Source organism: Sorangiineae bacterium MSr11367 (assembly GCA_037157805.1).
Classification (GTDB): domain Bacteria; phylum Myxococcota_A; class Polyangia; order Polyangiales; family Polyangiaceae; genus Pendulispora; species Pendulispora rubella.
In genome coordinates this window covers 4,830,411-4,856,099 of sequence record CP089983.1, presented here as the reverse complement: position 1 = coordinate 4,856,099, position 25,689 = coordinate 4,830,411, and the positions used below count along the sequence as shown (strand labels likewise).

The following is a 25,689-nucleotide window of genomic DNA, read 5'->3' as shown; positions in this document are numbered from 1 at the left end:
TGTCCTCTGGCGTGCACCAATGGCGGGATTGGCAGCGAGCCGGCCGGCCGGTGTGCGACGGAGGAGACGACGACGGATCGAAGCGCTCAGGCCATTGTTAACGGGCAAGACGACGAGGAGGATGCAGCAGTGGTGGCCGTCAACACGTTGAATGTCGAGTGCATGCGCGCGGGGGCACCCATGTGCACCGGCGCGCTCGTGCGCCCGCAGGTCGTGTTGACCGCCGCCCATTGCGTCCACGATGCCGCCCCGTCGTCGTTGGCCGTCGTGTTCGGCCCGCAGGCTGATTTGGGGGGACGCGGAGAGCCCGGCGCAGGACTGGAAGGCCGTTTTTTCCGCGTCGCGGGCATCCGCATCCACCCCGACTATCGTGCGGCCGGTTTGGACAACGATGTCGCAGTGCTCGATCTGGAGCAACCCGCCACGACCGCGCCGCTCCCCATCGCGGGCTCCCAAGGCGAGAACACCGAGACGGCGCTTCTTGGGACGTCGCGTGCCGTCGGCTATGGCATGGCGCGCAAGCGGACCGGCAACGTCAACGTGTCCGAGGTTCGCGCGCGCGAATTCACGTATGTCCCGCAGCCCGCGATGACATGTGCCGGCGATTCGGGCGGTCCCATGCTTCGCATGCGCAGCGACGGCCGCGGCGAAGAGATCATCGGCGTCACCAGCCGCGGCGACACCGCCTGCCGCGACTACGGCATCGCCATGCGCACCGACGCGCTCCCCACCGACTTCATCGAGCGAAAGGGCGCACCGGCACCATGATCGCGCGCCGCTTCGTCCTTGCAACGGCTGTCGCCTTGGTCGCGTTTCCCGCGCTGGCCGGATGCCGCAAGCCGCCCGCTCCCCAGGACGAGGCGACGCCGCAACCCGCGGTGGCGGACGCGCGCCTCGCGGCCGCCGTCATCACCATCGCCCACGGCGGGGTCGAGCACTACGCCTCCGCGCGCCCCAAGCCCACGCGCACCAAGCCCGAGGCCCTCGCCCTGGCCACGGAGCTCGCCGCCACCGCCAAGAAATCCCCCGCGCAATTCCGAGACCTCGCCGCGCAGCGCTCGGAAGATCCCTTCGCCGCCGAGGGCGGCGAGCTTCGCGCGTGGACGAAGGGCGAAAACGCGGAACTCGACGCCGTCGTCGCGCCCCTCGCCGTGGGCGCCATCTCGGATCCCGTCGACACCGAGTACGGCTACCGCATCTTCGTGCGCCTGCAGCCCTTGCCCGTCGAGCGCATCGCCGCCCGCCACCTCGTCGTCGCGTGGTCCGGCGCCACGCGCGCGCCGCGAAGCATCACCCGCAGCAAGACCGAGGCCCTCGAGCGCGCCCGCGAGCTCTCCGCCCGCGCACGCCGCGACCCCAACGCCCTCGAGGCCCTCGTCCAAGCGGAATCGGACGGATGGGACAAAGCCCAAGGCGGCGGCATGGGTCAATGGAACATGGATGGCGGCCGCTACCCCGTCTCGTTCGATCGAGCCATCGCAGCCCTCTCGCTTTCCCAAGGGGCGGCCATCTCGGAGCCCATCGAGTCGGAGTTCGGCTACCAAATCTTCCAGCGCCTCCCGCTCACCGCCGAAGCGGACACCCTCGCCGGTGCCCACATCGTGATCAGCTTCCGCGGCGCCAAAAAAGCGGCCGCCACCGTCGAGCGCTCCCGCGCCGAGGCCGAGGAAAAGGCCCAGGGCATCGCCCGCGAGGCCCGGGCCAACCCCGAGCGGTTCGGCCAACTCGCCGTGGCCAACTCCGACGACCCGAGCGGACGTGCCGGCGGAGATCTCGGCGTTTGGAAGAAGGGAGCCATGCCGGTTGTTATCGACGACAAGCTGGCCAGCCTGAAAGCGGGCGAGATCTCCGACCCCGTGTTGACGCCCTTTGGCTATCACGTCCTTTTGCGCCGCGAGGCACCCACCGACAAAGCTTACGTGGTGAAATGATGTTGCGCACAGCCACATGGATCGGAGTCGTCTGCGCCGTGGCCACGGCATCGTGGCTATGGCTCCCATCCCGCTCGGAGTCCGCGGCCGTGCGCAGCGTCGTCCGAGAGCCCCGTTCGGAGTTCCACTCCACCGATTCGAGGCTCGCCTCCCGCTCACCGCTTTCGCAGGCATCTCCCGCCACACAAACGACGGATCCCGCCATCGTGGCGGAGGAACCGACCATCGACATCCCCGCCGAGCCCGCGCCCGCGCTCTTCGGGGACGAACGAAGCCGCTCGGGCCTTCCGCCCGCGCTCTACGACAAGCGCGCCGAGTTCCAATCCCGCGGCCCCACCTCCGAGCGGCTCGCCGCCGTGGCCAGCCACGCGCAAAATGCCCCCACCGAGGCCGCCCTCGAGCGCGTGCGGGCGTCGTTCCGAAAGCGTGACGAAGAGGCCGCCCTCGCCGTAGGCCGGTACCGTATGGGAACGATATCAGAAACGGAGGCGCTGGCCCTCGTCGCACGCGCCCAAGACGATTACCGCCGCGAGACCATCACGGCACTGGACATCTCGCCCCGCGAATACAGCGCCATCTTCGAGCACGATTGAGCCCCGCCGTTCGAGCCTTCCTCCTCCTGCCGGCGCTCTTCTCCGCGGCCGACTACTACATGGAGGCTTCGCGCGTGGTTCGTCCTCTAGGGTTCGACGAGTGCACCTTGATTGGCACCGTGCGCGGTTTCGGCATCGACATCGATGCAGCCTTCGCGTCGACGATCCGCTCGGGCACCATCGTCGCCTGCTGGCGAGGCACGTGCCGCACGGCCCCGCTGGACTTCATGTTGGACCGCCGATTCGCCATCGTCGAGATGCTCGATCTCCCCGCCGAACCCGTGCAGGTGGCACTTCATTTCACCGACAACGACGGCTCCCCCCTGCCCGCGCGCACCATCACGGTCGTCCCCAGAATGGTCTACCCCAATGGCCCTCGCTGCGGCGCCGACGGTCCCCAACAGAACCTTCGCATCGATGCGGAGGGCCATCTCCTCCCTGCCCGCTTTGCGCGCTGATCAGGCTCCCTCGAACTCGAGGTGCTTCGGCGACAGTGCACGCAGGAAATCCGCCGCGTCGAAGATCGCACCGGCGGCCACGACGCCGCTCGTGCGCGTGCGCCCGTCGAGCACGCGCTCCATCGCTTCGACGAGGATCGGCGCCGAGACGGCATAGATATCCCTTCCGCGCACCACCGCCCGTCGCTCCTCCCCGCCTCGGCGCACGACGGCCTCGACGACGAACGTTTGCGACGATCGCCCTCGATCGTCCGTCGCAACAGGGGCTGGCGTCGCTGGATTGCGAAGATCGACCAGGGGCGCAAGGTTCATGAACGTGCGGATCTCCCGCGCCCGCAGATGGCGCGACATGGTCACGACGTCCACCGTGGAGAGCGGCACCACGTCTTGCGGGCCAATCGGCGCAGGAAAATTCCAGGTCGATTTCTCCTGCGGATCGGAGCCAACTTCCAGCCGGTTGTTCGAAAAGAAGACCCGACGTCCGGCCGTGCGTTGCCCCGTGATGCGCGTACCGTTCGTTGGGTGCCATCCGTCGAGCGCAAAGCCCACCCGGATTTCATCCGCGGGCGCGTCATCGTCCCCCATGGCTACGGTCGCCAAAAGATCGCCCAGCCCGCCATAAAAGCCCATGGCAGGAAGAATGACCGTGCCCCGCGCGCGGGCCGCATATTGCTCGAACGTCGTCATGGTCACGACGCCCTCCGCCGACGGGTCGAGGTAAGGGATCCCCGCCCGCAGCGCAGCCTCTACGACGGGCGCCGACGTGTCGGCAAATGGCCCCGCACAAAGAATCACCGCCGCGGAGCCCGCAAGCGCGCGATCGAGCGAGGCCGCATCGTCCACCGACGCAGGCCGCACATCGAGGCGCCGATCCAATGACTTCAATTTGTCCGCATCGCGCCCTGATACAATGGGGTTCCACCCGCGCGCGAGCAATTCCGCCACGACGAAGCGCCCCGTATGGCCATAGGCTCCGTACACTGTCACATTCCGATTCGACGTCATGCGCAACAAGGTAGGGAGCGCACGCGGAGCGGACTTGGAGAAAATTGATCTTGCGCAAAGCTACATCCAGCGCCCCCCTTGGTCGTCGGAGCTTGCGTCCCCCCACGGAGTTCTCTAAGGGATTTTCGCAACCAAGACCAAGAATGGGGATGGCGACGTGATGCACCGTTTGAAGCTCTTCTGGAAGTTCGCGCTTCTCGCGTCGATGATCCCTGTCACCGTGGCCACCATGGCGGCCGTAGCGCGCCGCGGCACCAGCGACTTGAAATACCAAGTCGACAATATGTACGCCTTCATGCTCATCCCCATCATGGGCATTGAAGAAGGAAATCTCCGGCGCGACCAACTCGCCACCGAATTGGCCTTCCTCAAGAGATTGGATCTCTCGGCGGAGGAGCGTGGGGACCACATCGCGCGCGTGCGCAAGTACGACACGGACATGGCGCAGGTGATGGCCAAATACCGCGCCGAATGGTGGACCGCGGTGAGCCCCGAGTTCACGCACACGCTGGAAGCGGCGGGGCAAAAGCAGCTTCAAATCGACGAGACCGATCGGCTCCTTCAATACGAAAAAGCGTACGCAACCTATGCGACGCACCGCGAGATGTTCCTCGCCGGCAAGAGCGGGGAGTTCGACGCGATCGTGCCGCAGCTGGAGGTGATGAACCAAGCTCTCACCGATCTCGTGCACATCAATGCGACCTTCGCCGAACTTTCCAACAAGGACGCGCAGGTCACCGTCGAGCGCACGCGGTCGCGGCTATGGGTCGCCGGCGCGGCCTTGGCGTTGGCCGCACTCGCGGTGGCGTGGTGGCTCTCGCGCTTGGTCGTCGTGTCGGTGACGGTGTTGCGCAATGCCACCATGCGGCTCGCCAAAGGCGATCTCGACGTCGACCTGGGCAACGAGGACGACATGCGCGCGAACTCCGACGAGGTCGCGCAGATGACCCTGCAGTTCAAACGGTTCGTCGGTGTCTTGCGCACGCTCATCGGCAGCGTCCAAGCGGGGGCCGATGCCCTGGCCGTCGCGGCCGCGCAGGTCTCCTCGTCGTCGCTGCTCTTGTCCCAAGGCACGAGCACGCAGGCCGTGAGCGTGCGCGAGACGAGCGCTGTGCTCGAGCGCATGGGCACGTCGATCGCGCAGACCGCCCGGAGCAGCCGCAAGGTCGAAGAGATCGCGCGTCACGGCGTGGTCGCCGCCGAAGAAGGGTGCAAGTCGGTGCAGGAGAGCGTCACCTCGATCGAGGCCATCGCCTCCAAGATGTACATCGTGCAGGACATTGCCTACCAAACGAACCTCTTGGCCCTCAACGCGGCCCTCGAGGCCGCGCGCGCCGGCGAGCATGGCCGCGGCTTCGCCGTCATTGCGGACGAAGTTCGCAAGCTCGCCGAGCGCACGCAGAGCGCCGCCAACGACATCCGAGAGCTCGCCTCGAGCAACACGCGCATCGTCACCCGCTCCGAACAGCGCATCGCGGAACTCGTCCCCTCCATCCGCCGCACGGCCGAATTGGTGCAGGGAATGGCCGGCGCGGCCAACGAGCAAGCGGCCGGCGTCTCGCGCATCAACGTCGCCATCGCCCAGACCGATCGGGTCACCCAGCAAAACGTCCACGCGGCCCAGGAGCTCGCCTCCACCGCCGAGGAGGTCTCCGCGCAGGCCGATGCACTGCGCGATCTAGCCTCCTTTTTCCGCCTCCCGGCCTGGTCCTCGACGGCCAACGTCACTACGAAAAAGACGGACCCCGAGCCCACCTCCCCCTCCGAGTTTCCCACCGCCCGCGATTCGAAGCCGCCCTCCTACGACGGTGACAACGCGGCCTGAAGGTCGATCATGCGCTTCAACACGACGCGTATCTCGTGCGCGGCCATCGCAACCATCGCGCTTGGCTTCGCAGGATGCGGCGCCGTCTCCGATACGCCCGCCGCCGCCACCGGCGAGCTGCGACCTTCCGCCTCGGCGCTGTACGTGGTCGCAGGCCTGCAGCGCCCCGTGGAGCTCCTCGAAGATCGATGGGGCGTCCCGCACATCTACGCCCGCAGCACCGAAGACGTCTTCTTGGCGCAAGGCTTCAATGCCGCACGCGAGCGCCTGTTTCAAATCGACCTCTGGCGGCGCCGCGGCCTCGGGTCCTTGTCGGGAGTGTTCGGCGCCTCCTACGTGCCGCAAGACACCGCCGCCCGCCTTTTCCTGTACCGCGGGGACATGCGTCGCGAGTGGGAAAGCTATGGGCCCGAGGCTCGAATGGCGGCCACTCGGTTCGCGGCGGGCGTGAATGCGTACGTCGATTGGCTCGGCCAGCACCCGGAATACCTTCCAGAGGAATTTCGCATGCTGGGATATGCCCCTTCGCATTGGCAACCGGAAGACGTGGTGCGCATCCGAAGCCACGGCCTGACCCGCAATGTCACCAGCGAGGTGGCACGCTCGAAGGTGGCATGTGCGGCCGGGGTCGAAGCCGACCAAGTTCGCGTGCATTTGGAACCCGAATGGCACACCACCGTGCCGGCGGGTTTCGATCCTTGCTCGCTCCCGCCCGATGTCCTTCGCGTGTTCGAACTCGCCACGCAGCCCGTGACCTTCGATCGCGCGACCCTCAAGCCGATCGCGTGGCGCGCAACGCAGGACGAGGCGCCCGAGGGCAGCAACAATTGGGCGATCGCTCCCGCACGAACCGCAACGGGCCGGCCCATCCTGGCCAACGATCCGCATCGAAAATACGCGATGCCTTCGCAACGCTACATCGCACATCTGTCAGCACCGGGCCTGGACGCCATCGGTGCCGGCGAGCCTTCCCAGCCCGGACTTTCGATGGGTCACAACGGGACCATCGCCTTCGGGCTCACCGTGTTTTACCTCGACCAGGAAGATCTCTACTTCTACGAGCTCGACCCGAACGACCATGGCCGCTACCGGTACGGCCAAGGCTGGGAGCCGCTCCGCACCGTCAAAGAAAGCGTCCCCGTCGCCGGGGAGGCACCGCGCGACATCGAGCTCCGTTTCACGCGGCATGGGCCCGTGGTGAAAATCGACGAAGCGCGACACCGGGCCTACGCGGTGCGCACGGCGTGGCAGGAACCGGGCATGTCGCCCTACTACGGCAGCCTTCGTCTGCTGCGGGCTCGCAACTTCGCCGAGTTCAAAAGCGCGATGCGCAACTGGGGTGCGCCCACGGAAAATCAGGCGTACGCCGACGTGCACGGCAACATCGGGTGGGTTCCTGGCGGCCTGGCGCCCAAGCGCCGCGGCTACGATGGCCTCGTCCCCGTGCCTGGCGACGGTCGCTACGAGTGGGATGGCTTCTACGACGGGGACGACTTTCCGAGCGCATACAATCCGCCCGAGGGATTCATTGCCACGGCCAATCAAATGAATCTGCCACCCGATTATCCGTATCGGGAAAAGAAAATCGGATTCGAATGGGTCAATCCAGCGCGCTATCAGCGCATTCACGAGGTGCTATCCGCGTCCCCGCACGCCTCGGTCGAGGATTCGATTCGCCTGCAAAGCGACCAGCTCTCGCGCCCCGCCTTGCAGCTCATCGCGCTCCTTCCCCATTCCGGGGCCGCGTCCGCCATGCTGCACGCATGGGACGGGATCGAACGCGCGGACTCCGCGCCGGCCGCGCTCTTCGAAGTGTGGCGAAAGCGCCACCTCGGCCCCGCCTTCGTCAAGGCCATGCTCCCGCCCGCCGCGGCCAGCGTCGTGGCGCAGCCCGATCTGGCGACGTTGCTCGATGCGCTCGAGCACCCGCAACGGTGGTTCGGCGAGGACGCGCCCGCCAAACGCGACCGCTTGCTCTCCGACACGCTCGATGCTGCCTACGCCGACACCGCCCGTCTCCTGGGCGCGCAAGCCACGGAGTGGAAGTGGGGCCGTCTCTTGCACTCGGTTTTCCAGCATCCGCTCTCCGCGGGCGTCGATGAAGCCACCCGTGCACGCTTGAACGTCGGGCCACTCCCGCGCGGTGGCTCCGAGTACACGGTCAACGCCTCCACCTACGAGAAAGACTTCACGCACACGGCCGGGGCCTCCTTCCGCATGGTCCTCGACGTGGGCCACTGGGACGCGTCCCGCGCCATCAATACCCCGGGCCAATCCGGCGATGCGCGCGCCGCGCACTACCGCGATCTGGCCGAATCCTGGAGCGCCGGGGGCACGTTTCCCTTGCTCTACAGCCGCCCCGCCGTCGAACGCAATACCGAGCGCCGCATCCTCCTACAGCCCGGCCGCGCTCCCTAGAAACTCGCGAATGCTGCGCGCGTACTCGTGCGGCGTTTCGATATGGGCGAGGTGGGCCGTCTCCGGGAAGACGACCAAGCGGGAACCGTCGATGCCGCGATGGATCACCTCGGCCATCTTGGCGGAGCAAATGAAGTCTTTGGCGCCCACTTGGACGAGTGTGGGCACCTTGATTTCGCCCAGCCGCGGACGAACATCGTAGGGCGTACTCGGCACCGAGGGGCCGCCGACCTTTCGGCGGTAGGACCGTTCGACGTGAAGCTCCATGCGGGACATGCGGCCCTCGAGCTCGTTGCGCCGCTGCGGCCAATGGGCAATGTACAGCGGGATGACGCGGGCAAACGTCGCCGTGAGCTCTTCATCGCTCTGGGACTTGCTCAATTGCTGGAAGGCCGCGGTGGCCTCGCCGAACCACGGCTCGTCCTTGAACCATTGCAGGTTGGAGGCGACGTCCTTGTCGAAATCCGGTCCGTTGGTGGGGGACGTGTCATACAGGACGAGCGCCGCCAGATGATCCGGATGCGCGAGGGCATACGTCAACGCCACGAAGCCGCCGTACGAGTGACCGAGGAGCGCAATCTTGTCGATTCCCAAGTGCGCGCGCAGTCCCTCGACGTTGGACGCATCGAGCTGCAGGCTGTAATCGGCCGGATTCTCGAATCGCCCGGAGGCGCCCGTACCAATGGGCTCGACGTAGACGACGGTCGCGAATTTTTCGACCTCCGGCATCCGTAGGTAGCGCCACCCGCCACCAGGACCGCCCGGATGGGCCACCACGACCGGCCCGCTTCCATGTACGTGATAAACCATCGACGTTCCGCCGATCACGACTTCGTGCTGCCCGGTCGGAAGTCCGACCCGCTGGGTCTCATTGGACATGCACTGTGCAGGTAGATGCCGGCTGCAAATCCGGCAAGGCCGTACCTTTTCTTCCGCAGCTTACGAATTCGTACGCTGCCAAGGCGACCTCAGCTCGCCCCTCCCGGCGTACGCCACAAATTTCCACGGGCGCACGCGAATACCGAATATCGATTCCGAAAAGACGAACGGACCGACACTTGGCCATGTAATGGTATTATTGATTACCAAACAAATCCGGCCAACAGTTAACTCGCTGCGTGAAGTTATGCTCCGAATCGAAACTCGCCTAGTAAGGCAAAGTGATTCGAAAACGTAATTTCTGGCAGTAAAGCTAGGGTAGAAAAATCGAAATGCAGAACAGCGCACGATTGCCGAGCGACATCGTTCCGCTCGTGGGTTCCCGGGCTGCCGTGGAGTTTCCTCGACTCGCCGCGGAATTGGAAGGCCACTCGGAGCCGCCAGCCGCGTGGCGGCTCAATGAATTCCTTTCATTCATGTTCGTCGTCCCCACGAATGCAGGCGTGGAACCAGCCCGCACTTTTTCATTCGAGAGCGATCCCGTGGAGATGGCCGTCGCCGCGGCCACGGCCTCGGTGCGCCCGGCGTTCCAGCGAATCGGGAATGGTACATTCCAAAGCGCGACGAAAGATGGATTCGACTCGTCACGTATTTTCCTGACGGACGCAATTTCCAATTTGGCAGTTCGGGGTGAGCCAGTTGCCCTGGTCGCCCACAGCGATCTGCTCGTGGTCACCGGCTCCGACGATGTCGATGGGCTACGCCAACTGGGCGCGATCGGATGGAGCACGTTCGATCATCCGAAGCCCACGAGCGCCAGGCCCGTGGTGCTGCAAAATGGGCGCTGGGAACCCCTCCGCTTGCCGGAGGATCATCCGCTTCACGCGCAATTTGCCACCGTGGAGTACCGCGAGCTGCACGTGCTCTACGGGAAGCAGCGCAATCTTCTGCGCGAGCTCTTTGCGCGGACCGGCTCCCGATCCATCGTGGCGCCCTACGAGGTGACCACGGACAGCTCCGGCGCGCTGGTGAGCTATTGCACGTGGACGGGGGTCGTCGATTCCGACGGCATTTCCTCGGATCTGCTCCTTCCGGCCATCGCCGACGAGATGCAGCTGGTCCTGGTGAACGAAGGCGCCGCGGAGCAGCTCGTCGGGCGAACGGACAGGGGCCGCTTCGAGCGCGAGTGTGGCGAGATTCTCGAGGACACCGACTACTGGCCACCGCTGCGGCGCGTGCGCAAATTTCCGACCCCGGAGATGGTCACGGGGCTGGGAGGCATGTGGACGTCCAACGAGCCCGTCCCGGAGGGCTGGCTTCACCGGCTGCACCGAGACTTCTTTCAATTCGACGTCCCCGCGCACGAGCGTGAGGGTGGCCTCGAGCAACTGCTTCAGGACGCATTTCCCATTTATTTGGGCTCGCATCAGAATGCGCGTTACGAACTGACGTACCGGGAATTCACCGTCGTCGAAAAAGATTCTTTTCCGGCCATCCACCTGGATCTCATGCTCGTGAGTTACGAGGGAGACCGAATCGACGATGTGATTCAGCAACAGGTTTGCTGGCTCGATCTCGCACGCGAAGGGCATCTTCCCGACGCCTTCTCGCTCGATGTGGATTCCGAGGAATTGGCCACCAAGATGCAAGAACGCGTCGACGTGCTGGCGGAGATGGCCTGCCGGCGTTTCGCCGAGCTCGCGCCGAAGATCACCCCGCTCGAGCCGCACGATCTCGTGTACCGCGCGGGTTGACCGTTACGTTCAGCGGCGGCGCGCGAAGGACGGGATCATGAATCCCAACTTGGGCTCGAGCACCTTGCGCGCCGACTCGGGGTAGACGAGCTGGAATCCCACGAAGCGGTCGGCCTCGCTCACCGTGCGCTCGAAAAATGCTTTCCCGCGCAAGGTGCCCGCAAAGGAGAACGAGTCGGGGCTCTTCTCGATGGAGCCGCTCCGCACCGAGCCGCCATCTTTGGCATCCTCCGCGGTGATCCGCGCGAACACGCTGTCGAGCGTGACCTCGGGCGGACGCAGGGTGCCGCCACGAAGCTTCAACTCGATGTCGCCTTGGCGCAGGGATCCATCGACGATGGGCGCGTTTTGCAGCTCGCTGGGGATGCAAAGCGCGCCCTCGATGGCGTCGTCCGAAAAGGGAACCAGGCCGTTCGGGCAGGTCATCGCGCCAGCGCCCGCCGATTCCAAGGCCAGCGACGATCCATGCGGGCCGCGGCCCGCGCCGCGGTACGAGAGGGCGCGGTAGTGACTTTCCTCGCGCGTCCACTCGGAGTACGCCCATGCACCGCCCACGGCCACGACGGCCGCAAGCCCGATCCAGGGCAGCATGGTGCGCGCCGACGAAGATGACGGTGCCGGCGCGTCGTCGTCGGGCACGGCGCCCGAGATGGCTTGCACGGTGGGCACCGCCCGCTCGAGACTTCCCCGTTGCCCCGACCAGCTCGGAAGCGAGCCCCGGCCCGAGCGACCCCGCTCGGACGACGAGCGCGCCATGGCCACGGGCGTGCGCCCGCTCGGCACCGGCGAGATCGGCCCCTCGGTGAGAACATCGCGCGCCGAGGGAACGGTTTGCGCGAGCGGATCCACCTGCGGGCGTGGCGAGACGGCGGCGGCCTCGCCGTCGTTCATCGCGGCGGTGAGCGCGTCCCAGAAGGCGTTGGCATGGGCATAGCGATCCGTCGGATGCACCGCCAAGGCGCGCGCCAGCACGCGCTCGACGGCGCCGCCTTCGTCGACGCCGAAGGTCCGAAGCGTGGGGCGCTCGTGCAGGTTGCTCGCCATGAGGAAAAGCTCCACGCCCTCCCCTTGCATCGCCGACTTGCCGACGACCACCTCGACGAGGATGAGCGCCAGCGCGAACACGTCCGTCCACGCCCCCGTCGCACCGAAGCGGCGATCGAACTGCTCCGGCGCGCCGTAGCGCGGCGTAAAAGCCTGCAGCGAGGTTCCCGTCGCCTCATGGGCGCGCCGCAGATCCGTGGACTCGGCAATGACCTTGGCGATGCCGAAATCGAGGACCTTGAGGGTGCGCTTTCCATCCACCGTGCAGAGAAAGAGATTCGCCGGCTTGATGTCGCGGTGCGCGACACCTTGGGCGTGCGCGGTCCCCAACGCGCGCGCCGCCGGCTCGAGCAGCGCACGCGCTTCCGCCAAGGTGCGCGTGAGGCCTTTGCGGCGCTGCAGGTTCAAATCGTCTTCGAGGGTGCGCCCCTCGAGCCACTCGAGCACGAGGTACGGCGTCCACGTACCGTTCGGCGAGGTGGCCACGCCGACGTCGAGCGATCGGACGATGCTCGCGTTGCCGCGCGACAGCCGATAGAGGAGCTTTCCCTCGTCGAGGAACGACCGCAAGAAGCGGTCGCGCTCTTCGCCGGCCATCTTGCGCGGGATCTTGAGGCACTTGATGGCCACCGATTCATCGAGCCCGGCGTGATGCCCTCGGTAGACGACGGCAAAGCCGCCTTCGCCCACCAAGGCCTCCACGGCGTAACGCCCTTCCAGGACGTGGCCAACCCATTGAAAAGGATCACCGTTGGGGGATGCTTCCGTAGCCGGACAATTCTCGATTTCGACTGCCATGTCTCACGTGCTCGTCGAGGGCGTGGGCTCGCGCTGACTTGCCCATCATACATGGCCGGAGGGCGCATTCATCGATGTGACGTATTCGATGTCCTTCCGTCCGATGCGCGCCAGACATCGTAGACCTCGCCCTCGCACATCTTCTCGAGGAGTATGTCGACGTACTCTAAATCGATATTATCCGAGACATATTCGATCTACAGGCGAGCTTGCCTTAGACGCAGCGCATTCGCGATGACCGACACGGAACTGAGGGTCATGGCCGCGCTCGCGAGCATCGGCGAGAGCAACAGGCCGAAAGCCGGGTACAGCACGCCAGCGGCGATGGGAATGCCGAGTACGTTGTAGAGGAAGGCGAAGAAGAGGTTCTGGCGGATGTTGCGCATGGTCACCTCGCTGAGGCGCCGTGCCTGCGCGATGCCGCGCAGATCGCCGCGCACCAAGGTGATGCCGGCGCTCTCCATGGCCACGTCGGTGCCCGTCCCCATGGCGATGCCCACGTGGGCGCGGGCCAGCGCCGGGGCGTCGTTGATGCCATCGCCCGCCATGGCCACGGTGCGGCCGCCTTCCTGGAAGCGCCGCACGGCCGCTTCCTTTTGCTCCGGGAGCACCTCGGCCTCGACGCGCTCGATGCCGACCGCACGCGCCACGGCCTCGGCCGCGACCTTCGCGTCGCCGGTCAGCATGACCACGGTGAGGCCCTCCTCGCGCAGCGCACGCACGGCCTCGCGCGCGGACTCCTTGATCGGATCGGCGATGGCCACGAACCCCGCGAGCTCCGTGCCGATGGCCACGAACACGGTCGTCTCGCCCGCCTCACCCACCGCGTGCCCTGCGTCGATCCCGCGATCGGCCAGCAGCGCGCGATTGCCCACCGCCACCTCGCGTCCGTCCACGGTGCCGACGACGCCGCGGCCGGTCTTCGATTGGAAATCCGTCGCCTTGGAGATCGCGAGGCCGCGCTCGCGGGCGGCGCGCACGATGGCGTCGGCCAGGGGATGCTCGCTCGCGGTTTCCAGCGCCGCAGCCACCGAGAGCACCGTCTCTTCGTCGCCCGAAAGCGCCACCACGCGCGTCACGCGCGGTTTGCCCTCGGTCAGTGTGCCCGTCTTGTCGACCACCACGGTGTCGACCTTGCTGAGCAACTCCAGCGCCTCGGCGTTCTTGAACAGAATGCCTGCATGGGCGCCGCGGCCCGTGCCCACCATGATGGACATCGGCGTGGCCAAGCCGAGTGCGCACGGGCACGCGATGATCAGCACGGCCACGGCCGCGAGCAGCGCGTGCGAGAACCGAGGCTCGGGCCCCACGAACATCCAGACCGTGAAGGCCAGCGCCGCCACCGCGATGACCGCGGGCACGAAGTACGCGGCGGTGGCATCGGCCACGCGCTGAATCCGGGTGCGCGTGCGTTGCGCCTCGCCCACCATCTGCACGATGCGCGCGAGCAATGTGTCGCGCCCCACGTGCTCGGCCTCGATGACCAAGCTGCCCGTCGTGTTCACCGTGCCGCCGACGACGCGGTCGCCCGGCTTTTTCTCGACCGGAATGGGCTCGCCGGTGACCATCGATTCATCGACGTTGCTGCTTCCCTCGAGACATTTGCCGTCGACGGGGATCTTCTCCCCCGGCCTCACCCGCAACCGGTCGCCCACGTGCACGTTCTCCAACGGCACGTCGTGCTCGCCGCAGGACTTGATCTTTCGCGCGGTCTTCGGCGCCAGGTCGAGCAACGCGCGCATCGCTTGGCCGGTGCGGCTGCGCGCACGAAGCTCCAGCACCTGGCCGAGCAGCACCAGCGCCACGATGACCGACGCGGCCTCGAAGTACACGGGCACCATCCCGTGCATGCGAATCGACTCGGGAAAGATGCCCGGCACGAGCATCGCGAGCAGGCTGTAGACGAAGGCCGTCCCCGTCCCCAGCGCAATCAACGTGAACATGTTCGGGCTGCGATGGATCACCGACGCCCACGCGCGCTGGAAGAAGGGCCAGCCGCCCCAAAGCACCACCGGCGTCGCCAGGCCGAGCTGCACCCAGGGCAGCGTTTCGGCCATGCCCAAGACCAGCACCGGCACGGAAAGCACCGCGGCGACGAGGAAGCGACGCCGCATGTCGCGCAGCTCCGAGTCGTCCTCCACCGTGGTGGCCGAGACGATCTTCGGCTCCAGGGCCATTCCGCATTTGGGGCACGAGCCCGGCCCCATCTGCACCACCTCGGGGTGCATCGGACAGGTGTATTCTACATCGGCCCCGGAGGTGGCCGCCGCCGGAACGGGCGGCTTGGCGGCCGTCACGGCCGGCGCGACTGGAGCGACCGGCGCGTGGGCCGCCTTGCCGTGGCAGCACGGCTTCTTGATGGGCTCGGAGTGTTCCATGGTCATGACCCTGCAGACGCAGTCAGGTGGCGGCTCTTACACGTCTCTCGTCCGATTTTCTGCATCCACAGTCGAGGCAGCCGTGTTCCGCGCAGGCGCCGCACGTCACGCGCAGCCGCTGCCCCAAGGCCTGCCGGGCGCGATGCAGACGAACGGCGGCATTTCCCGCGCTGATTCCATTGGCCCGTGCCAGGTCGGCCACGGTGCCCCCGCCGAGGTCAACCGTGCGAATGGCGCTTTCGTATTCTGGTTTGAGCGTGTCGACGAGACCCGACATGCAAGTACATATTTCGCCGCGCTCGCGCTCGTCGGGTTCGTTCGCCTCGGCCAGCGCCTCCCACTCGCGCGCGAGCTCCGATTGAACGCGCTCGGTCGCCACATGGCGCCGCCGCCGATCGATGATGGCATTGCGAAGCAGCCGATAGAACCAGGCCACCACGGATTCGTCGTCGCGCACGGCCGCGATCTTTTCGACACCGCGCACGAACGCTTCTTGAAGGATCTCCTCGGCCATCTCCCGCGAACCTACCCGCCGTTCGACGAACGCGAGAAGGCGTGCCCGCTCTTGGAGCAAAACGCGAAGCCGCTCGTCCGAATTGTCGACTTCAGACATGTGCGAAGATCTAGCACGTTGCGCGAAGCGAACCTGCTCACTACAGTGCAGGCGTGGTCATCGTGAAGCGAGGTATGCGTGCATTGGCGACGTTGCTCGCCTGCGCCCTCGTGCTCGCGATGACGCTCGCGATGCTCCGGGCCGGCGAAACGTACTTCGCCTGCATGCAGATGGGCAGCATGAGCAGCATGGGAAGGGGCGCCGAACACGCGTGCTGCGCGGCCCGGACCAAGAAAGAGGCACCGCGCGACGCGCAGTGCCACACGCGAACCCCCGGGTGTTGCGAACGGCTCGCGGCCGACGGGTTGCGGATGGTTCACGCAGCCCCCGCCCCGCATGTCGAGACGGCGCCGCTCCTCGGTGTTCTGCCGCCCGCCCCCATCGTGCCGTACGAGCCGAGCGAACTTCGCACCGCGTCGCGTATGGCGCGCGCGGGCCCACCGCCACGAGCGCCCACGCCTTCGTTCCTCAGCGTTTACCTGATCTGATCGCGCGCACCGCTGCGTTGGCAGTTGGTCGCCGTCATTCATTTTGGTTTTTACGCTAGAGGTTTTCCATGTTTCGGCTTTCACCAAACGCGGCGATCGATAGATCGTCGTGGTCCGCCAATTTCTTCGCAGTCGAGCAGCGGCAGCGGGACAAGCCCGGCGGGACCGGCGCCCTCGCCCGTCTCTTGTGCAAGTATCGCCCAACGTCTTGGCGATCCCTTCTTTCTGAGCGGAACATCGCGCCGGTCCCGCCGGTTTCGTCTCGCTGCCGCGGTTCTCGCACGAGGACGTCTCGAGGACCGACACGTTTCGTCGAAAGTCACCTTCGGACATGGGCGTGTCTGGCCCTATTTCCGAATCTCGTTGCCTGCGCATCGACTTCGGCCAAACCCGCCTTCAACGAAGTATCGCAGGTCATCGAACAGCGCACCGGCGGACGGCGTCTCCATTGGAACAATGGCACCGTCGAAGATGGCCAGGTCGCCAAGGCCATCGGCCGCATGCTCGAACACGAATTGACCGAGGACGCGGCCGTGCAGATTGCACTGCTCAACAATCGGAAGCTCCTCGGCGTGTACGAGGAGCTGGGCATCGCGCAGGCCGACGTCGTGCAGGCGGGCCTGCTCCAAAACCCCGTCTTGAGCGGCAGCGTGAGGCTTGGCGATCGGCAAGGCCCCCTGCCCACCGAGACCTTGGGCATCACGCAGGACTTCCTCGGTCTGCTCACCATGCCGCTGCGAAAGAAGATCGCGAACCGCAAAATGGACGCGGCCAAGGCGCGCGTGGGCGACGCTGTGCTGGAAACCGCACGCATGGCCCGAGTGGCGTATGTCCACGCGCAGTCGACGGAGCAGATGGTGGCCATGCGGCGCACCATCGCCGATGCCGCCGAGGCCAGCGTCGAGCTCGCGCGCGCCCAGCACCAGGCCGGCAACCTGAACGATCTCGATCTGGCGAACCAGGAGGGCCAATACCAAGCGGTGCGCCTCGAGCTCACACGCGCCGAGACGGAGGCCATCGAGGCGCGTGAGGAGCTCAATCGCGTGCTGGGCTTGTGGGGCCGGCAAATCCGCTGGCGCATCTCGGGGCGCATGGCAGAAATCCCCGCCGCCGAACCCCCGCTCGACGACCTCGAGACCGTGGCCATCGACCAGAGGCTCGACCTCAAGGCCGCGAAGTCCGAGAGCTCCGCGCTCGAAAAGGCGCTCACCCTGGCCAAGGACTTCCGCTTCCTCGGCGGCATCGAGGGTGGGCTCACCGCCGACCGCCACGGCGGCGAAGGCGGCTCGTGGGACTTCGAACCGGGCGGTGCCATCGAGCTGCCCATTTTCGATCAGCGGCAGGCGGTCATCGCGCGGCTCGAGGCCGAGTACCGGCAGAGTCGCTTCCATGTGAGCGAAGTCGCCGTGGACATCCGCTCCGAGGTGCGCGCCGTGCGGGCCCGCCTCACGTTGAACCGCGACGTCGTCGAACGCTACCGCACCACGCTCGTCCCGTTGAACGAGCGCATCGTCACCCTCGCGCAGGAGCAGTACGACGCCATGCTGATCGGCGTTTTCCAGCTTCTCCAGGCGAAGCAAAACGAGATCAACGCCTACAGCTCCTTCATCGAGTCGGTGCGCGCCTATTGGGTCGCCCGCGCGGATCTCGAACGCGCCGTGGGAGGCCGCCTCCCCGCAGCCCCCGCCTCGCCTGGCTCGCCTGGCTCGCCTGGCAAGCCTTCGAAACCTTCGCAGGCCCCCCAGCCTTCTCCGCCTTCCCCCTCTTCGCAGCCCTCCCACCAACATCACCACGGTGCCCCATGATCACCCGACGCGACATGCTCTCTCGCGCTGCTCTGCTCGGCGGCGCCGCGTTTCTCGAAGCCACGGCCGACGCCAAGAACGCCCAGGCGCAATCAGCGCCAGCCACGACGCCTTCGTCGCCCCCGCCCGGACCCCTGCCCTATACGCCCTACACCAGCGTGGTGACACCGAACGGGTCCACCCTTCCGTGGACCATGGACGGCAACGTGAAGGTGTTCCAGCTCGTGGCCGAAGAAGTGAAGCGCGAGTTCGCGCCCGGAATGACCGTCCATTGTTGGGGGTACAACGGGCAAACCCCCGGACCGACCATCGAGATGGTCGAGGGCGATCGCGTCCGTTTCTATGTCACCAACAAGTTGCCCGAGCGCACGAGCGTGCACTGGCATGGCATCATTTTGCCCTGCGGCATGGATGGCGTCGCCGGCCTCGTGCAACCGCACATCGAACCGGGCGAGACCTACGTCTACGAGTTCACCGTGCGCAAGCCGGGGACGTTCATGTATCACCCCCACTCCGACGAGATGGTGCAGATGGCCCTGGGCATGATGGGATTTTTCATCGTCCACCCCCGCGTGCGCGAGCGAATCGACCGCGATTTTGCCATCATGCTCATGGAATGGGCCATCCCCCCCGGCACCGCTCGGCCGAATCCCGTGGTCATGACCGACTTCAACATCTTCACCTTCAACAGCCGCGTGTGGCCGGGTACCGACCCGTTGATCGTGAAAAAAAACGACCGTGTGCGCATCCGACTGGGAAATCTCAGCATGGATAACCACCCCATTCACATCCACGGCCACAATTTCGAAGTGACGGGGACCGACGGCGGGCGCATTCGGGAGAGCGCGCGATGGCCGGAGACCACGGTGGACGTTCCCGTGGGCACCACCCGGGACATCGAGTTCACCGCCGACAATCCTGGCGATTGGGCCTTTCATTGTCACAAAACGCACCACACCATGAATGCGATGAGCCACGACGTTCCCAACTTGATCGGCGTCAAGCAAGGGAGCGTCGAGCAGCGGGTCCGGAAAATCCTCCCCGGCTACATGGCCATGGGGGAAAAGGGCATGGGCAACATGATGGACATGGGCCGGCCCAAGAACACGCTCCCCATGATGGCGGGCGAAGGACCGTTCGGACCCGTGGAAATGGGTGGAATGTTCACCATCATCAAGATCCGAGAGGGTTTAACCGACTACAACACCGATCCGGGCTGGTACCGCCACCCCGCCGGAACCGTCGCTCACAAAGTTTCCGGACCGCCGCCCAAGAATCCTGGAGGACCACCCTCTCCTAAATGAGATCTTCCGAGTACACTGTCCGTGTGCGCGCGCTCGGGGCGGCCCAGCTCTTTGCCGATCGATTCGCCATCGAGCTCGAAGCAGGTGTCGGCAACATGGGCGTGGTCTATCGCGCGACCGACCGAATCACGTCGGCGCGCGTGGCGCTCAAGGTGCTTCACCCGCACCGCGCCCCCGAAATCGGGCGGTTTGTCTCCGAACTGAGTGTGCTCGCGGCGATCCGCCACCCGGCGGTCATCGCCTACCTGTCCCACGGCATCTCCATCGATGACGAGCGCTTCCTCGTCACCGAGTGGCTCGATGGCGAAACCCTGGCCGCCCGGCTCTCGCGCGAGCCGCTCTCGATGGTGAGCGCGCTCGCGCTGGGCCACCGCTTGGCCGACGGCCTCGATGCCCTGCACACGGCGGGCGTCGTCCACGGCGACCTGAAGCCATCCAACGTCTTTCTGCCGCGCACCACCGACGGAAGCGGTGCACGCCTGGCGAAGCTCATCGACTTTGGGCTGCCCCATCCATTCGCTCACGCGGGTGAACCTGCGGACGGCCAGGACCTGGACACGGCCAGCGACTTGTTCTCCCTCGGCGGCGTCATTCTGCAGTCCCTCACCGCGGAGGCTTCGCTGACACCGCAGACGCGGGAGCCGCGCTGGCTGCGCGCGTACTCCGCGGACGCGCCGCTGGAGCTGGAAGAATTGCTCGACGCGCTGCTGACGAAGAGCCCCACCACTCGCCCTGCCGCAGCCGGGGAGGTGCGCGAGGTGCTGGCCGAGATCCTCATGGGCATCTCGAAGAACGGCAACCACGAATCGGAGCTCGGTGTCTCGTTGCCGAAGACACTGTCGTCGGCGCCGAGCATGCTGCCGCGCAACCTCCGCACCCGGTTCCACGGCGATCCGCCCGCGGCCGTCGACGAGAAGGTGCCCTCGCCGGCGTTGCCTCCTTCGCCCGCCCCCGAAGAGCCAAACCCGGAGATGACCGTGCCCTCGCGGCCGGCGCACGATTCGGATCGCGGACTGCACTCGGGCATGACCTTCGCGAGCCGTTACTTGCTCGAGGCGCGCGTCGGCGTCGGAGGCATGGGGGAGCTCTTTCGCGCCTTCGATACGCGGCTGCGACGCACCGTCGCCCTGAAGGTCCTGCATCGGGATCGCGCGCTCCACGCCCCGACGGAATCGTCCGCGCGCATCCTGCGCGAAGCACGTGCGGCCGCGGCGCTCAGCCACGCCAACGTGGTGGCCATCCACGACGTGGGCGAGCACGATGGCGTGCCGTTCATCGCCATGGAGTACGTCGAGGGCCAGTCGCTCCGCGCGTTCGTCGGGTCCACGTATCCGCCTTTGGAGACGCGTCTCGGTTGGATGGTCGACGTGGCGCGCGCTCTGGCGGCCGCGCACGAAAAGGGCCTCGTCCATCGCGACATCAAGCCGGACAACGTGATGATCCGCGAAGACGGCACAGTGAAGGTGCTGGACTTCGGCATTGCGCGTTACAAAGAAGGATTGCCCGACATTCAATCGTCGAGCGATGGCGCCGACGACGAATCGAGCGACTTGGCCATCTCCGCCACCAATACGCGCGTGGTGGGCACGCCGGGCTACATGGCGCCGGAGCAAACGCGCGGAGATCGCATCGACGGCCGCGCGGACCAATTTTCCTGGGGCGTGGTCGCGTTCGAAGTCTTCGCGGGGAGCCTTCCCTGGCCGCTCAAGCGCGGTGGATTGAGCATCGCGGCGGCCGCCCTTTCCGAGCAGGCGAAGCCCCTCGGCGGTGCGGTCCCGGCGCGCGTGGCCCAGGTCATCCAACGGACGCTCTTGAAGGGTGCCGGCGATCGTTACCCCTCGATGCGCGACGTCGTCTCCGCACTGGGCGCCTCGCCGGACATCTCGGTGAACATCCCGGCTGCGCGCATCAGCGCGGCCAAGCTGATCATTGCCTCGTCGGATTCGTCACGCGACATCAGCCCCCTGCTGCCGGACACCAAGACGGAGACCAGCGAGGACGACGTCGCCCCCGAGTCGCGCTCGTGGCTCTCGGGACGGCGTTCCACCGTGCTCGTAGCCGTCTTGTTTACGCTGATGGTGGCCACCGTCTTCGCCGGCCGCGCCGTCTGGCGCAACAAAGGGCCCGCGAGCGCCACACTCCGCGTGCAACACGTGCCGCCGCCGGAAGGCACCTCCATCGTGTCCCTGCCCGCGTCGCCCAAGTGCAACGCGGCGGCGACGGCGCACTACCGCGACGGCCTCTCGGCGCTGCGCGAAGCCAATTGGGAGCTGGCCTACAACGCGTTCACCGAGGCGGCCCAGGCCGATCCCACGTGCCCCGAGGCGCAATTGCGCTGGGTGATGACCGCCACCTGGTACGAGCCGATCATCAAACAGCGCGAGCAATTTCGCCGGGCCGCGGAGCTGCGCGACGCCTTGAGCGAACGCGATCGGGTGCTGTTCGATTCGCTGCTGCCGCTGGTCATCTTGGATCCGCCCGATCGCGAAGTGTCGGGGCGCGTGGTCGATGCGGGGCTTACCCGCTTTCCGCACGATGCGGAGCTTCTGCTGTGGGCGGCCACCGTGCGGATGAATCTGCCCCTCGATGCGGCGGCGCTCGAACACGCCTTGGACCTGGCCACGCGCGCGACGGACATCGATCCGAAGTACGCCGATGCATGGCAATTCCAAGGCCGCGTGCTCGCGCGCCTCGGACGCCTCGACGACGAACTCTCCGCGCTCGATGCGTGCCTGCGCGCCTCGCCCGGCGCATCCGATTGCATGCACGACCGCGTGCTCATTCTGCGGTGGCGCGGCCACTGTTCGGAAATCGCCTCCGAGGCGCGCCGTTGGATCGCGCGCTCGCCGACGAGCGGCTCGGCGTACTGGCAATTGGCCCTGGCGCTGGCCGAAGAAGGCGCCCCCGACGAGACCATCGAGGAAGCCGTCCGCCAGCAACTGGCCCACCAGCCCGAAGAGCACCACGAGGCCAAGTGGTTGCACGCCATGTCGCGCCTCGCCGTTTACCGAGGCGACTTCGCCAAGGCCGAGCGGCTCGCCACACAGCTCGCGAAGCAAACGACGACCGATCCCGTGCTGACCTGGCATTTGCGGCCCACCGCGATGTTGATGTCCACGGCCGAAGAAACGGGGCAGCTGGCCAAAGCCAGCGCCATCGTCGAGCCGTTTTTGCGCCTTCACGCCGTATGGACGGTGGGCGATCCCACGCCGGAACTCATGTCGTACGAGCCCAACATGCTGGGCATCCTTCTGCGAACCGGCCGCGTCTCCACCGACGAGTGGCGCACGCGCACGCACCTCTGGGAAGAGCGCCTGGGGACGCGGCTGAACAAAGTCGATTCGTGGGGATTCGTGTGGGGGCCGGTGGCCGACGTGCGCGAGCTCGCCATCGAAGGATGGAGCCAGGCCCCGAACATGATGTCCGAGCGCGCGCCGACCTTCATCGGGTTCAACACGTTCGACCTGCGCGTGGCCGAGATCCAGCGCGGGCGCCTGGCGCTGGCCGCCGGCGAGTATGCGCGCGCGGTGGAGATCCTGGACCCGGCGTCGAAGAGCTGTCTCAGCTTCGAGCAACCCTTCGTCAATACACAAGCGCACCTTTGGCTAGGCGAAGCCAAAGAGCGCACGGGCGACAAGGCCGGCGCGTGCGAGGCCTACCGCTTCGTTCTGCAGCGCTGGGGCGCGGCGAAACCCGCGTCGAAAAGCGCCGACGAAGCGCGGAAGCACGCGCGAGCCCTCGGCTGCGCCCTTCCCTGAGCCGTTGTCAGGGGGCGAAGCTACTATGGGGGGGTATGCGACCTTCTTCGGTGCGTCCATTGCGCACGCGAAATAGTCCTGAGCAGGACGCGCCCGAGCGCAGCGACGCCGAGCTCGTGCTCCTCGCGCAGGCCCGCGATCCGCGGGCCGCGGCAGGGCTGTGGGATCGCTACGCTCCGGCCGTCCGGGCGCTGCTCTTTCGTACGCTCGGTCCGGGCTGGGACCTCGACGACCTCGTGCAGGAAGTGTTCGTCGGCTTCTTCCGCAACATCGCCAGCCTGCGCGATCCCTCGGCGGTGCGCGCGTTCCTCTTCGGCATCGGACTGCGCGTGGCCCGCACGGCCCTGCGCAAGAAGCGCGTGCGACGCTGGTTCCATCTGAGCGACAGCGGCCAAGTGCCCGACGTCGCCTCCAGCGCGCACGATCCTTCTTCGCGCGCGGCACTGTTTCGCCTCTACGCGCTGCTCGAAGAGCTGTCCGATCGCGATCGCCTCGCCTTCGTGCTGCGCCACGCGGAAGGCTACGAGCTCACCGAGGTCTCGAGCGCACTCGGCTGCTCCCTCGCGACGACGAAACGGTGCATCGCACGCGCAGACGAACACGTGACCCGTCGCGCGCTCGAGGAGCCACTGTTGCAATCCTACGTGTCCCGGCAAGACAAAGGGGAAAGCTTGCCATGAGCCATCGGCTGGGAGAACTTCTGCAAGACGCCACGCCGCCCGTCACACGGCAGCAGCACCTCGAGGGCCGGGCGCGCTTGATTGCGTCCGTGGAGAAGATGCGCCGGCCGTCGAGGGCGCGCTTCTATGCGCTGGCTGCGGCCGCAGGTGCCATCATGGTGGCCCTGGTGGCCGTCGCGGCAACGAATCGCTGGCATGCGCCCGCGGTCTTGCCGACGGCGGCCCCTACACCGAGCGCAACGCCAAGCGAGCCGCCTGCCGCGGTTCCCGCACCCGAGCTCGCGCCGGCGTTGGAGCCGGAGATCATCGAGCTCGAACCGCAAGACAAACCGGCGGTGCGGGCGGTGGTGCCGCCGACACCTGCTCCGACGTGGCGCGAACTCGTGGCACGCGGGGAGTTCAAACGCGTGCTGCGCGAAGCGAAGGCCGCCGGCTTCGGGCAAGTGCTGCGAACGCGGCCCGCGACGGATCTGCGCGCGCTGGGCGACGCCGTGCGCTACTCGGGCGACGAGGACCTTCAGGCGCGCGCCGTGTACGAGTCGATTCGCGATCGCTTCCCCGGGACGGACGATGCGCATGTCTCGGCCTTCGTGCTGGGCCGGCTTTGTGAGGAGCATGCGAATCGACCCGATGACGCCATCGGCTGGTACGGCACGTACCTGCGCGAGGCGGGCAGCGGTCCCTTCGCCGGCGACGCGCGAGGGCGAACGATGGTGCTCGTGGCGCGCCGATCCGGACGACAGGCAGCACGGCCGCTCGCGATGGAGTATTTAAGACTCTATCCACATGGTCCTTACGAGAAGCCCGCGCTCGATCTCACTCGATGACCAAATCGCATAGCCGCCGGCGCGCACATGGCCGCGCCGCGGCGGTGCTTGCGGGCTTCGCGCTCATGGCGCACCCGGCGCGTGCACGCGAGCCATCCCGCGTGATCATCGTGCAGGAGCGCCGCGAGCGCCGCGAAAACCAGAAGAAGGACGACGCCTTCCTCGCCGAGGCCTATTTGCGCGTCGCTTCCGAGCTGCGCAGCATCGGCTTCGAGGTGCGCGAGCGCCCCCCACGAAAAGACGACGGCCCCCGCGCCGAGGTCGAAGCCGACGACGACGCCATTGCGACGATCCTCGTCCGCCGCACCGCCGCCCCTGGTCAAAGCAGCACGGCCGACATTTGGATCGCAGATCACCTGACCCGCAAAACGGTGCTGCGCAAAATCGATCCGCACGACGATCCCGCCACCTTGGCGATGCTCGTTCTCGAATTGATGCGCGCCAGCCTGATCGAGCCCTTCGCCGCACCCTCGAAAATCGAGCCGCCTCCCCCGGAACCTGTAACTCGCTTGGTCGAGACGTTTCGGCCCCCTCCCCCCCCGGGGGAGGGTCGGGGTGGGGGGGCTGATAGAAATATCACCCTCGACGCCGGGGCCTCACTGCTCTGGGGCGATCTCGGCCTCGCCGTTGCGCCCACCCTCGCCCTCTCGTACCGACTCACCGGCCCCCTCAAAGTGGGCGCGCTCGCCATGGCGCCCGCCTTCGGCGCCGTGGTGCGCGCAGACCAAGGCGTTGCACGCGTGCGGCAAGAACTGGCGCTCGTGGAACTCGGCTACTACCCGTCCTTTCCAAGATGGATTCATCCACGCGCGGCCATTGGGCTCGGTGTGTACCATCTCGCCGCCGAGGGCGACGCACGCGCTCCCTATCGCGATGGGAACGACGGCACGTGGGCCTTTCTCACATCGGCATCGGCGGGTGGCGCCATCCCGCTTTCGCGCACGGCGCGCATCGTGCTCGATGCGCGGATCCTCGTTGGTTTCCCGCGCCCGGTCGTTCGTTTTGCCTCGCAAGAAGTCTCCTCGGCCTTGCGCCCGAGCGTCGCCTTCACGTCGGCGTTGGAAGTGGATCTCTAAAGATCCGAATGCGTGAGCCGTTTGGGATCCGGGCCGCGACTACCCACTAAAAAGG

General features: G+C 66.6%; 19 protein-coding genes. 14 read left to right on the top strand and 5 right to left on the bottom strand.

What is annotated here, in order from left to right; all coding sequences use genetic code 11:
• Positions 1-129: 129 nt before the first annotated feature.
• From LVJ94_19315 to LVJ94_19300, 4 genes are read left to right on the top strand one after another with little or no spacing between them, the layout of a single operon-like run.
• Entirely contained in the window at positions 130-768 is a 639-nt protein-coding gene (locus LVJ94_19315) for a trypsin-like serine protease (protein ID WXB09367.1), read from the top strand.
• Positions 765-1,931 carry a peptidylprolyl isomerase gene (locus tag LVJ94_19310; GenBank protein ID WXB09366.1) on the top strand — a complete coding sequence of 389 codons (1,167 nt, stop codon included), beginning with the start codon at positions 765-767 and terminating at the stop codon, positions 1,929-1,931. The genes LVJ94_19315 and LVJ94_19310 overlap by 4 nt, the downstream gene beginning before the upstream one ends.
• Positions 1,928-2,524, top strand: a complete 597-nt coding sequence (locus tag LVJ94_19305) for a hypothetical protein (GenBank protein WXB09365.1) — start codon at positions 1,928-1,930, stop codon at positions 2,522-2,524. The genes LVJ94_19310 and LVJ94_19305 overlap by 4 nt, the downstream gene beginning before the upstream one ends.
• Positions 2,521-2,982 carry a hypothetical protein gene (locus tag LVJ94_19300; GenBank protein ID WXB09364.1) on the top strand — a complete coding sequence of 154 codons (462 nt, stop codon included), beginning with the start codon at positions 2,521-2,523 and terminating at the stop codon, positions 2,980-2,982. Before LVJ94_19305 ends, LVJ94_19300 begins: the two co-directional genes overlap by 4 nt.
• On the opposite strand, the gene LVJ94_19295 is transcribed toward LVJ94_19300, so the two are convergent.
• A complete protein-coding gene (locus LVJ94_19295; GenBank protein ID WXB09363.1) occupies positions 2,983-3,987 on the bottom strand; it encodes an NAD(P)H-binding protein in 1,005 nt (334 codons plus the stop codon). It abuts the gene before it with no gap.
• Positions 3,988-4,147: 160 nt separating this feature from the next.
• Between LVJ94_19295 and LVJ94_19290 the strand changes: the two genes are divergently transcribed.
• Positions 4,148-5,812: a methyl-accepting chemotaxis protein gene (locus LVJ94_19290; protein ID WXB10736.1), complete on the top strand. Its 1,665-nt coding sequence runs from the start codon at positions 4,148-4,150 to the stop codon at positions 5,810-5,812.
• A gap of 9 nt (positions 5,813-5,821) precedes the next feature.
• Positions 5,822-8,230 carry a penicillin acylase family protein gene (locus LVJ94_19285; GenBank protein ID WXB09362.1) on the top strand — a complete coding sequence of 803 codons (2,409 nt, stop codon included), beginning with the start codon at positions 5,822-5,824 and terminating at the stop codon, positions 8,228-8,230.
• On the opposite strand, the gene LVJ94_19280 is transcribed toward LVJ94_19285, so the two are convergent.
• The gene (locus tag LVJ94_19280; protein WXB09361.1) at positions 8,207-9,109 is read right to left on the bottom strand and encodes an alpha/beta hydrolase; all 903 of its coding nucleotides are present in this window, start codon (positions 9,107-9,109) and stop codon (positions 8,207-8,209) included. The genes LVJ94_19285 and LVJ94_19280 overlap by 24 nt on opposite strands.
• A 332-nt stretch (positions 9,110-9,441) precedes the next feature.
• Between LVJ94_19280 and LVJ94_19275 the strand changes: the two genes are divergently transcribed.
• Positions 9,442-10,863, top strand: a complete 1,422-nt coding sequence (locus LVJ94_19275) for a hypothetical protein (GenBank protein WXB09360.1) — start codon at positions 9,442-9,444, stop codon at positions 10,861-10,863.
• 9 nt (positions 10,864-10,872) lie between these two features.
• Here the strand turns inward: LVJ94_19275 and LVJ94_19270 are convergent, their stop codons facing one another.
• From LVJ94_19270 to LVJ94_19260, 3 genes are all read right to left on the bottom strand, one after another.
• Positions 10,873-12,705: a serine/threonine protein kinase gene (locus tag LVJ94_19270; protein ID WXB09359.1), complete on the bottom strand. Its 1,833-nt coding sequence runs from the start codon at positions 12,703-12,705 to the stop codon at positions 10,873-10,875.
• 197 nt (positions 12,706-12,902) lie between these two features.
• Positions 12,903-15,083 (bottom strand): cadmium-translocating P-type ATPase, encoded by a 2,181-nt coding sequence (gene cadA, locus LVJ94_19265; protein WXB09358.1) that lies wholly within the window; start codon positions 15,081-15,083, stop codon positions 12,903-12,905.
• Between the two features lie 22 nt (positions 15,084-15,105).
• Positions 15,106-15,696 (bottom strand): sigma-70 family RNA polymerase sigma factor, encoded by a 591-nt coding sequence (locus tag LVJ94_19260; GenBank protein ID WXB09357.1) that lies wholly within the window; start codon positions 15,694-15,696, stop codon positions 15,106-15,108.
• A 62-nt stretch (positions 15,697-15,758) separates the two neighbouring features.
• Here LVJ94_19260 and LVJ94_19255 point away from each other — a divergent pair, with 62 nt between their 5' ends.
• From LVJ94_19255 to LVJ94_19225, 7 genes are all read left to right on the top strand, one after another.
• Positions 15,759-16,184: a hypothetical protein gene (locus LVJ94_19255; GenBank protein WXB09356.1), complete on the top strand. Its 426-nt coding sequence runs from the start codon at positions 15,759-15,761 to the stop codon at positions 16,182-16,184.
• A 500-nt stretch (positions 16,185-16,684) separates the two neighbouring features.
• On the top strand, positions 16,685-17,989 hold the full coding sequence (locus LVJ94_19250; GenBank protein ID WXB09355.1) for a TolC family protein: 1,305 nt from the start codon (positions 16,685-16,687) through the stop codon (positions 17,987-17,989).
• The gene (locus LVJ94_19245; GenBank protein ID WXB09354.1) at positions 17,986-19,293 is read left to right on the top strand and encodes a copper oxidase; all 1,308 of its coding nucleotides are present in this window, start codon (positions 17,986-17,988) and stop codon (positions 19,291-19,293) included. Before LVJ94_19250 ends, LVJ94_19245 begins: the two co-directional genes overlap by 4 nt.
• Positions 19,290-23,051 (top strand): protein kinase, encoded by a 3,762-nt coding sequence (locus LVJ94_19240; protein ID WXB09353.1) that lies wholly within the window; start codon positions 19,290-19,292, stop codon positions 23,049-23,051. Before LVJ94_19245 ends, LVJ94_19240 begins: the two co-directional genes overlap by 4 nt.
• Before the next feature lie 35 nt (positions 23,052-23,086).
• A complete protein-coding gene (locus LVJ94_19235; protein WXB09352.1) occupies positions 23,087-23,731 on the top strand; it encodes an RNA polymerase sigma factor in 645 nt (214 codons plus the stop codon).
• Entirely contained in the window at positions 23,728-24,558 is an 831-nt protein-coding gene (locus tag LVJ94_19230; GenBank protein ID WXB09351.1) for a hypothetical protein, read from the top strand. Before LVJ94_19235 ends, LVJ94_19230 begins: the two co-directional genes overlap by 4 nt.
• Complete coding sequence (locus tag LVJ94_19225; GenBank protein ID WXB09350.1) at positions 24,555-25,634, top strand: hypothetical protein; 1,080 nt, start codon at positions 24,555-24,557, stop codon at positions 25,632-25,634. Before LVJ94_19230 ends, LVJ94_19225 begins: the two co-directional genes overlap by 4 nt.
• Positions 25,635-25,689 lie beyond the last annotated feature (55 nt).

Coding starts and splice junctions, on each gene's coding strand:
- LVJ94_19250 (WXB09355.1), top strand. CDS start 16,685: ATGCTCGAACACGAATTGACCGAGGACGCGGCCGTGCAGATTGCACTG.
- LVJ94_19275 (WXB09360.1), top strand. CDS start 9,442: ATGCAGAACAGCGCACGATTGCCGAGCGACATCGTTCCGCTCGTGGGT.
- LVJ94_19230 (WXB09351.1), top strand. CDS start 23,728: ATGAGCCATCGGCTGGGAGAACTTCTGCAAGACGCCACGCCGCCCGTC.
- LVJ94_19285 (WXB09362.1), top strand. CDS start 5,822: ATGCGCTTCAACACGACGCGTATCTCGTGCGCGGCCATCGCAACCATC.
- LVJ94_19310 (WXB09366.1), top strand. CDS start 765: ATGATCGCGCGCCGCTTCGTCCTTGCAACGGCTGTCGCCTTGGTCGCG.
- LVJ94_19305 (WXB09365.1), top strand. CDS start 1,928: ATGATGTTGCGCACAGCCACATGGATCGGAGTCGTCTGCGCCGTGGCC.
- LVJ94_19280 (WXB09361.1), bottom strand. CDS start 9,109: ATGTCCAATGAGACCCAGCGGGTCGGACTTCCGACCGGGCAGCACGAA.
- LVJ94_19290 (WXB10736.1), top strand. CDS start 4,148: ATGCACCGTTTGAAGCTCTTCTGGAAGTTCGCGCTTCTCGCGTCGATG.
- cadA (WXB09358.1), bottom strand. CDS start 15,083: ATGGAACACTCCGAGCCCATCAAGAAGCCGTGCTGCCACGGCAAGGCG.
- LVJ94_19225 (WXB09350.1), top strand. CDS start 24,555: ATGACCAAATCGCATAGCCGCCGGCGCGCACATGGCCGCGCCGCGGCG.
- LVJ94_19295 (WXB09363.1), bottom strand. CDS start 3,987: ATGACGTCGAATCGGAATGTGACAGTGTACGGAGCCTATGGCCATACG.
- LVJ94_19235 (WXB09352.1), top strand. CDS start 23,087: ATGCGACCTTCTTCGGTGCGTCCATTGCGCACGCGAAATAGTCCTGAG.
- LVJ94_19245 (WXB09354.1), top strand. CDS start 17,986: ATGATCACCCGACGCGACATGCTCTCTCGCGCTGCTCTGCTCGGCGGC.
- LVJ94_19270 (WXB09359.1), bottom strand. CDS start 12,705: ATGGCAGTCGAAATCGAGAATTGTCCGGCTACGGAAGCATCCCCCAAC.
- LVJ94_19260 (WXB09357.1), bottom strand. CDS start 15,696: ATGTCTGAAGTCGACAATTCGGACGAGCGGCTTCGCGTTTTGCTCCAA.
- LVJ94_19240 (WXB09353.1), top strand. CDS start 19,290: ATGAGATCTTCCGAGTACACTGTCCGTGTGCGCGCGCTCGGGGCGGCC.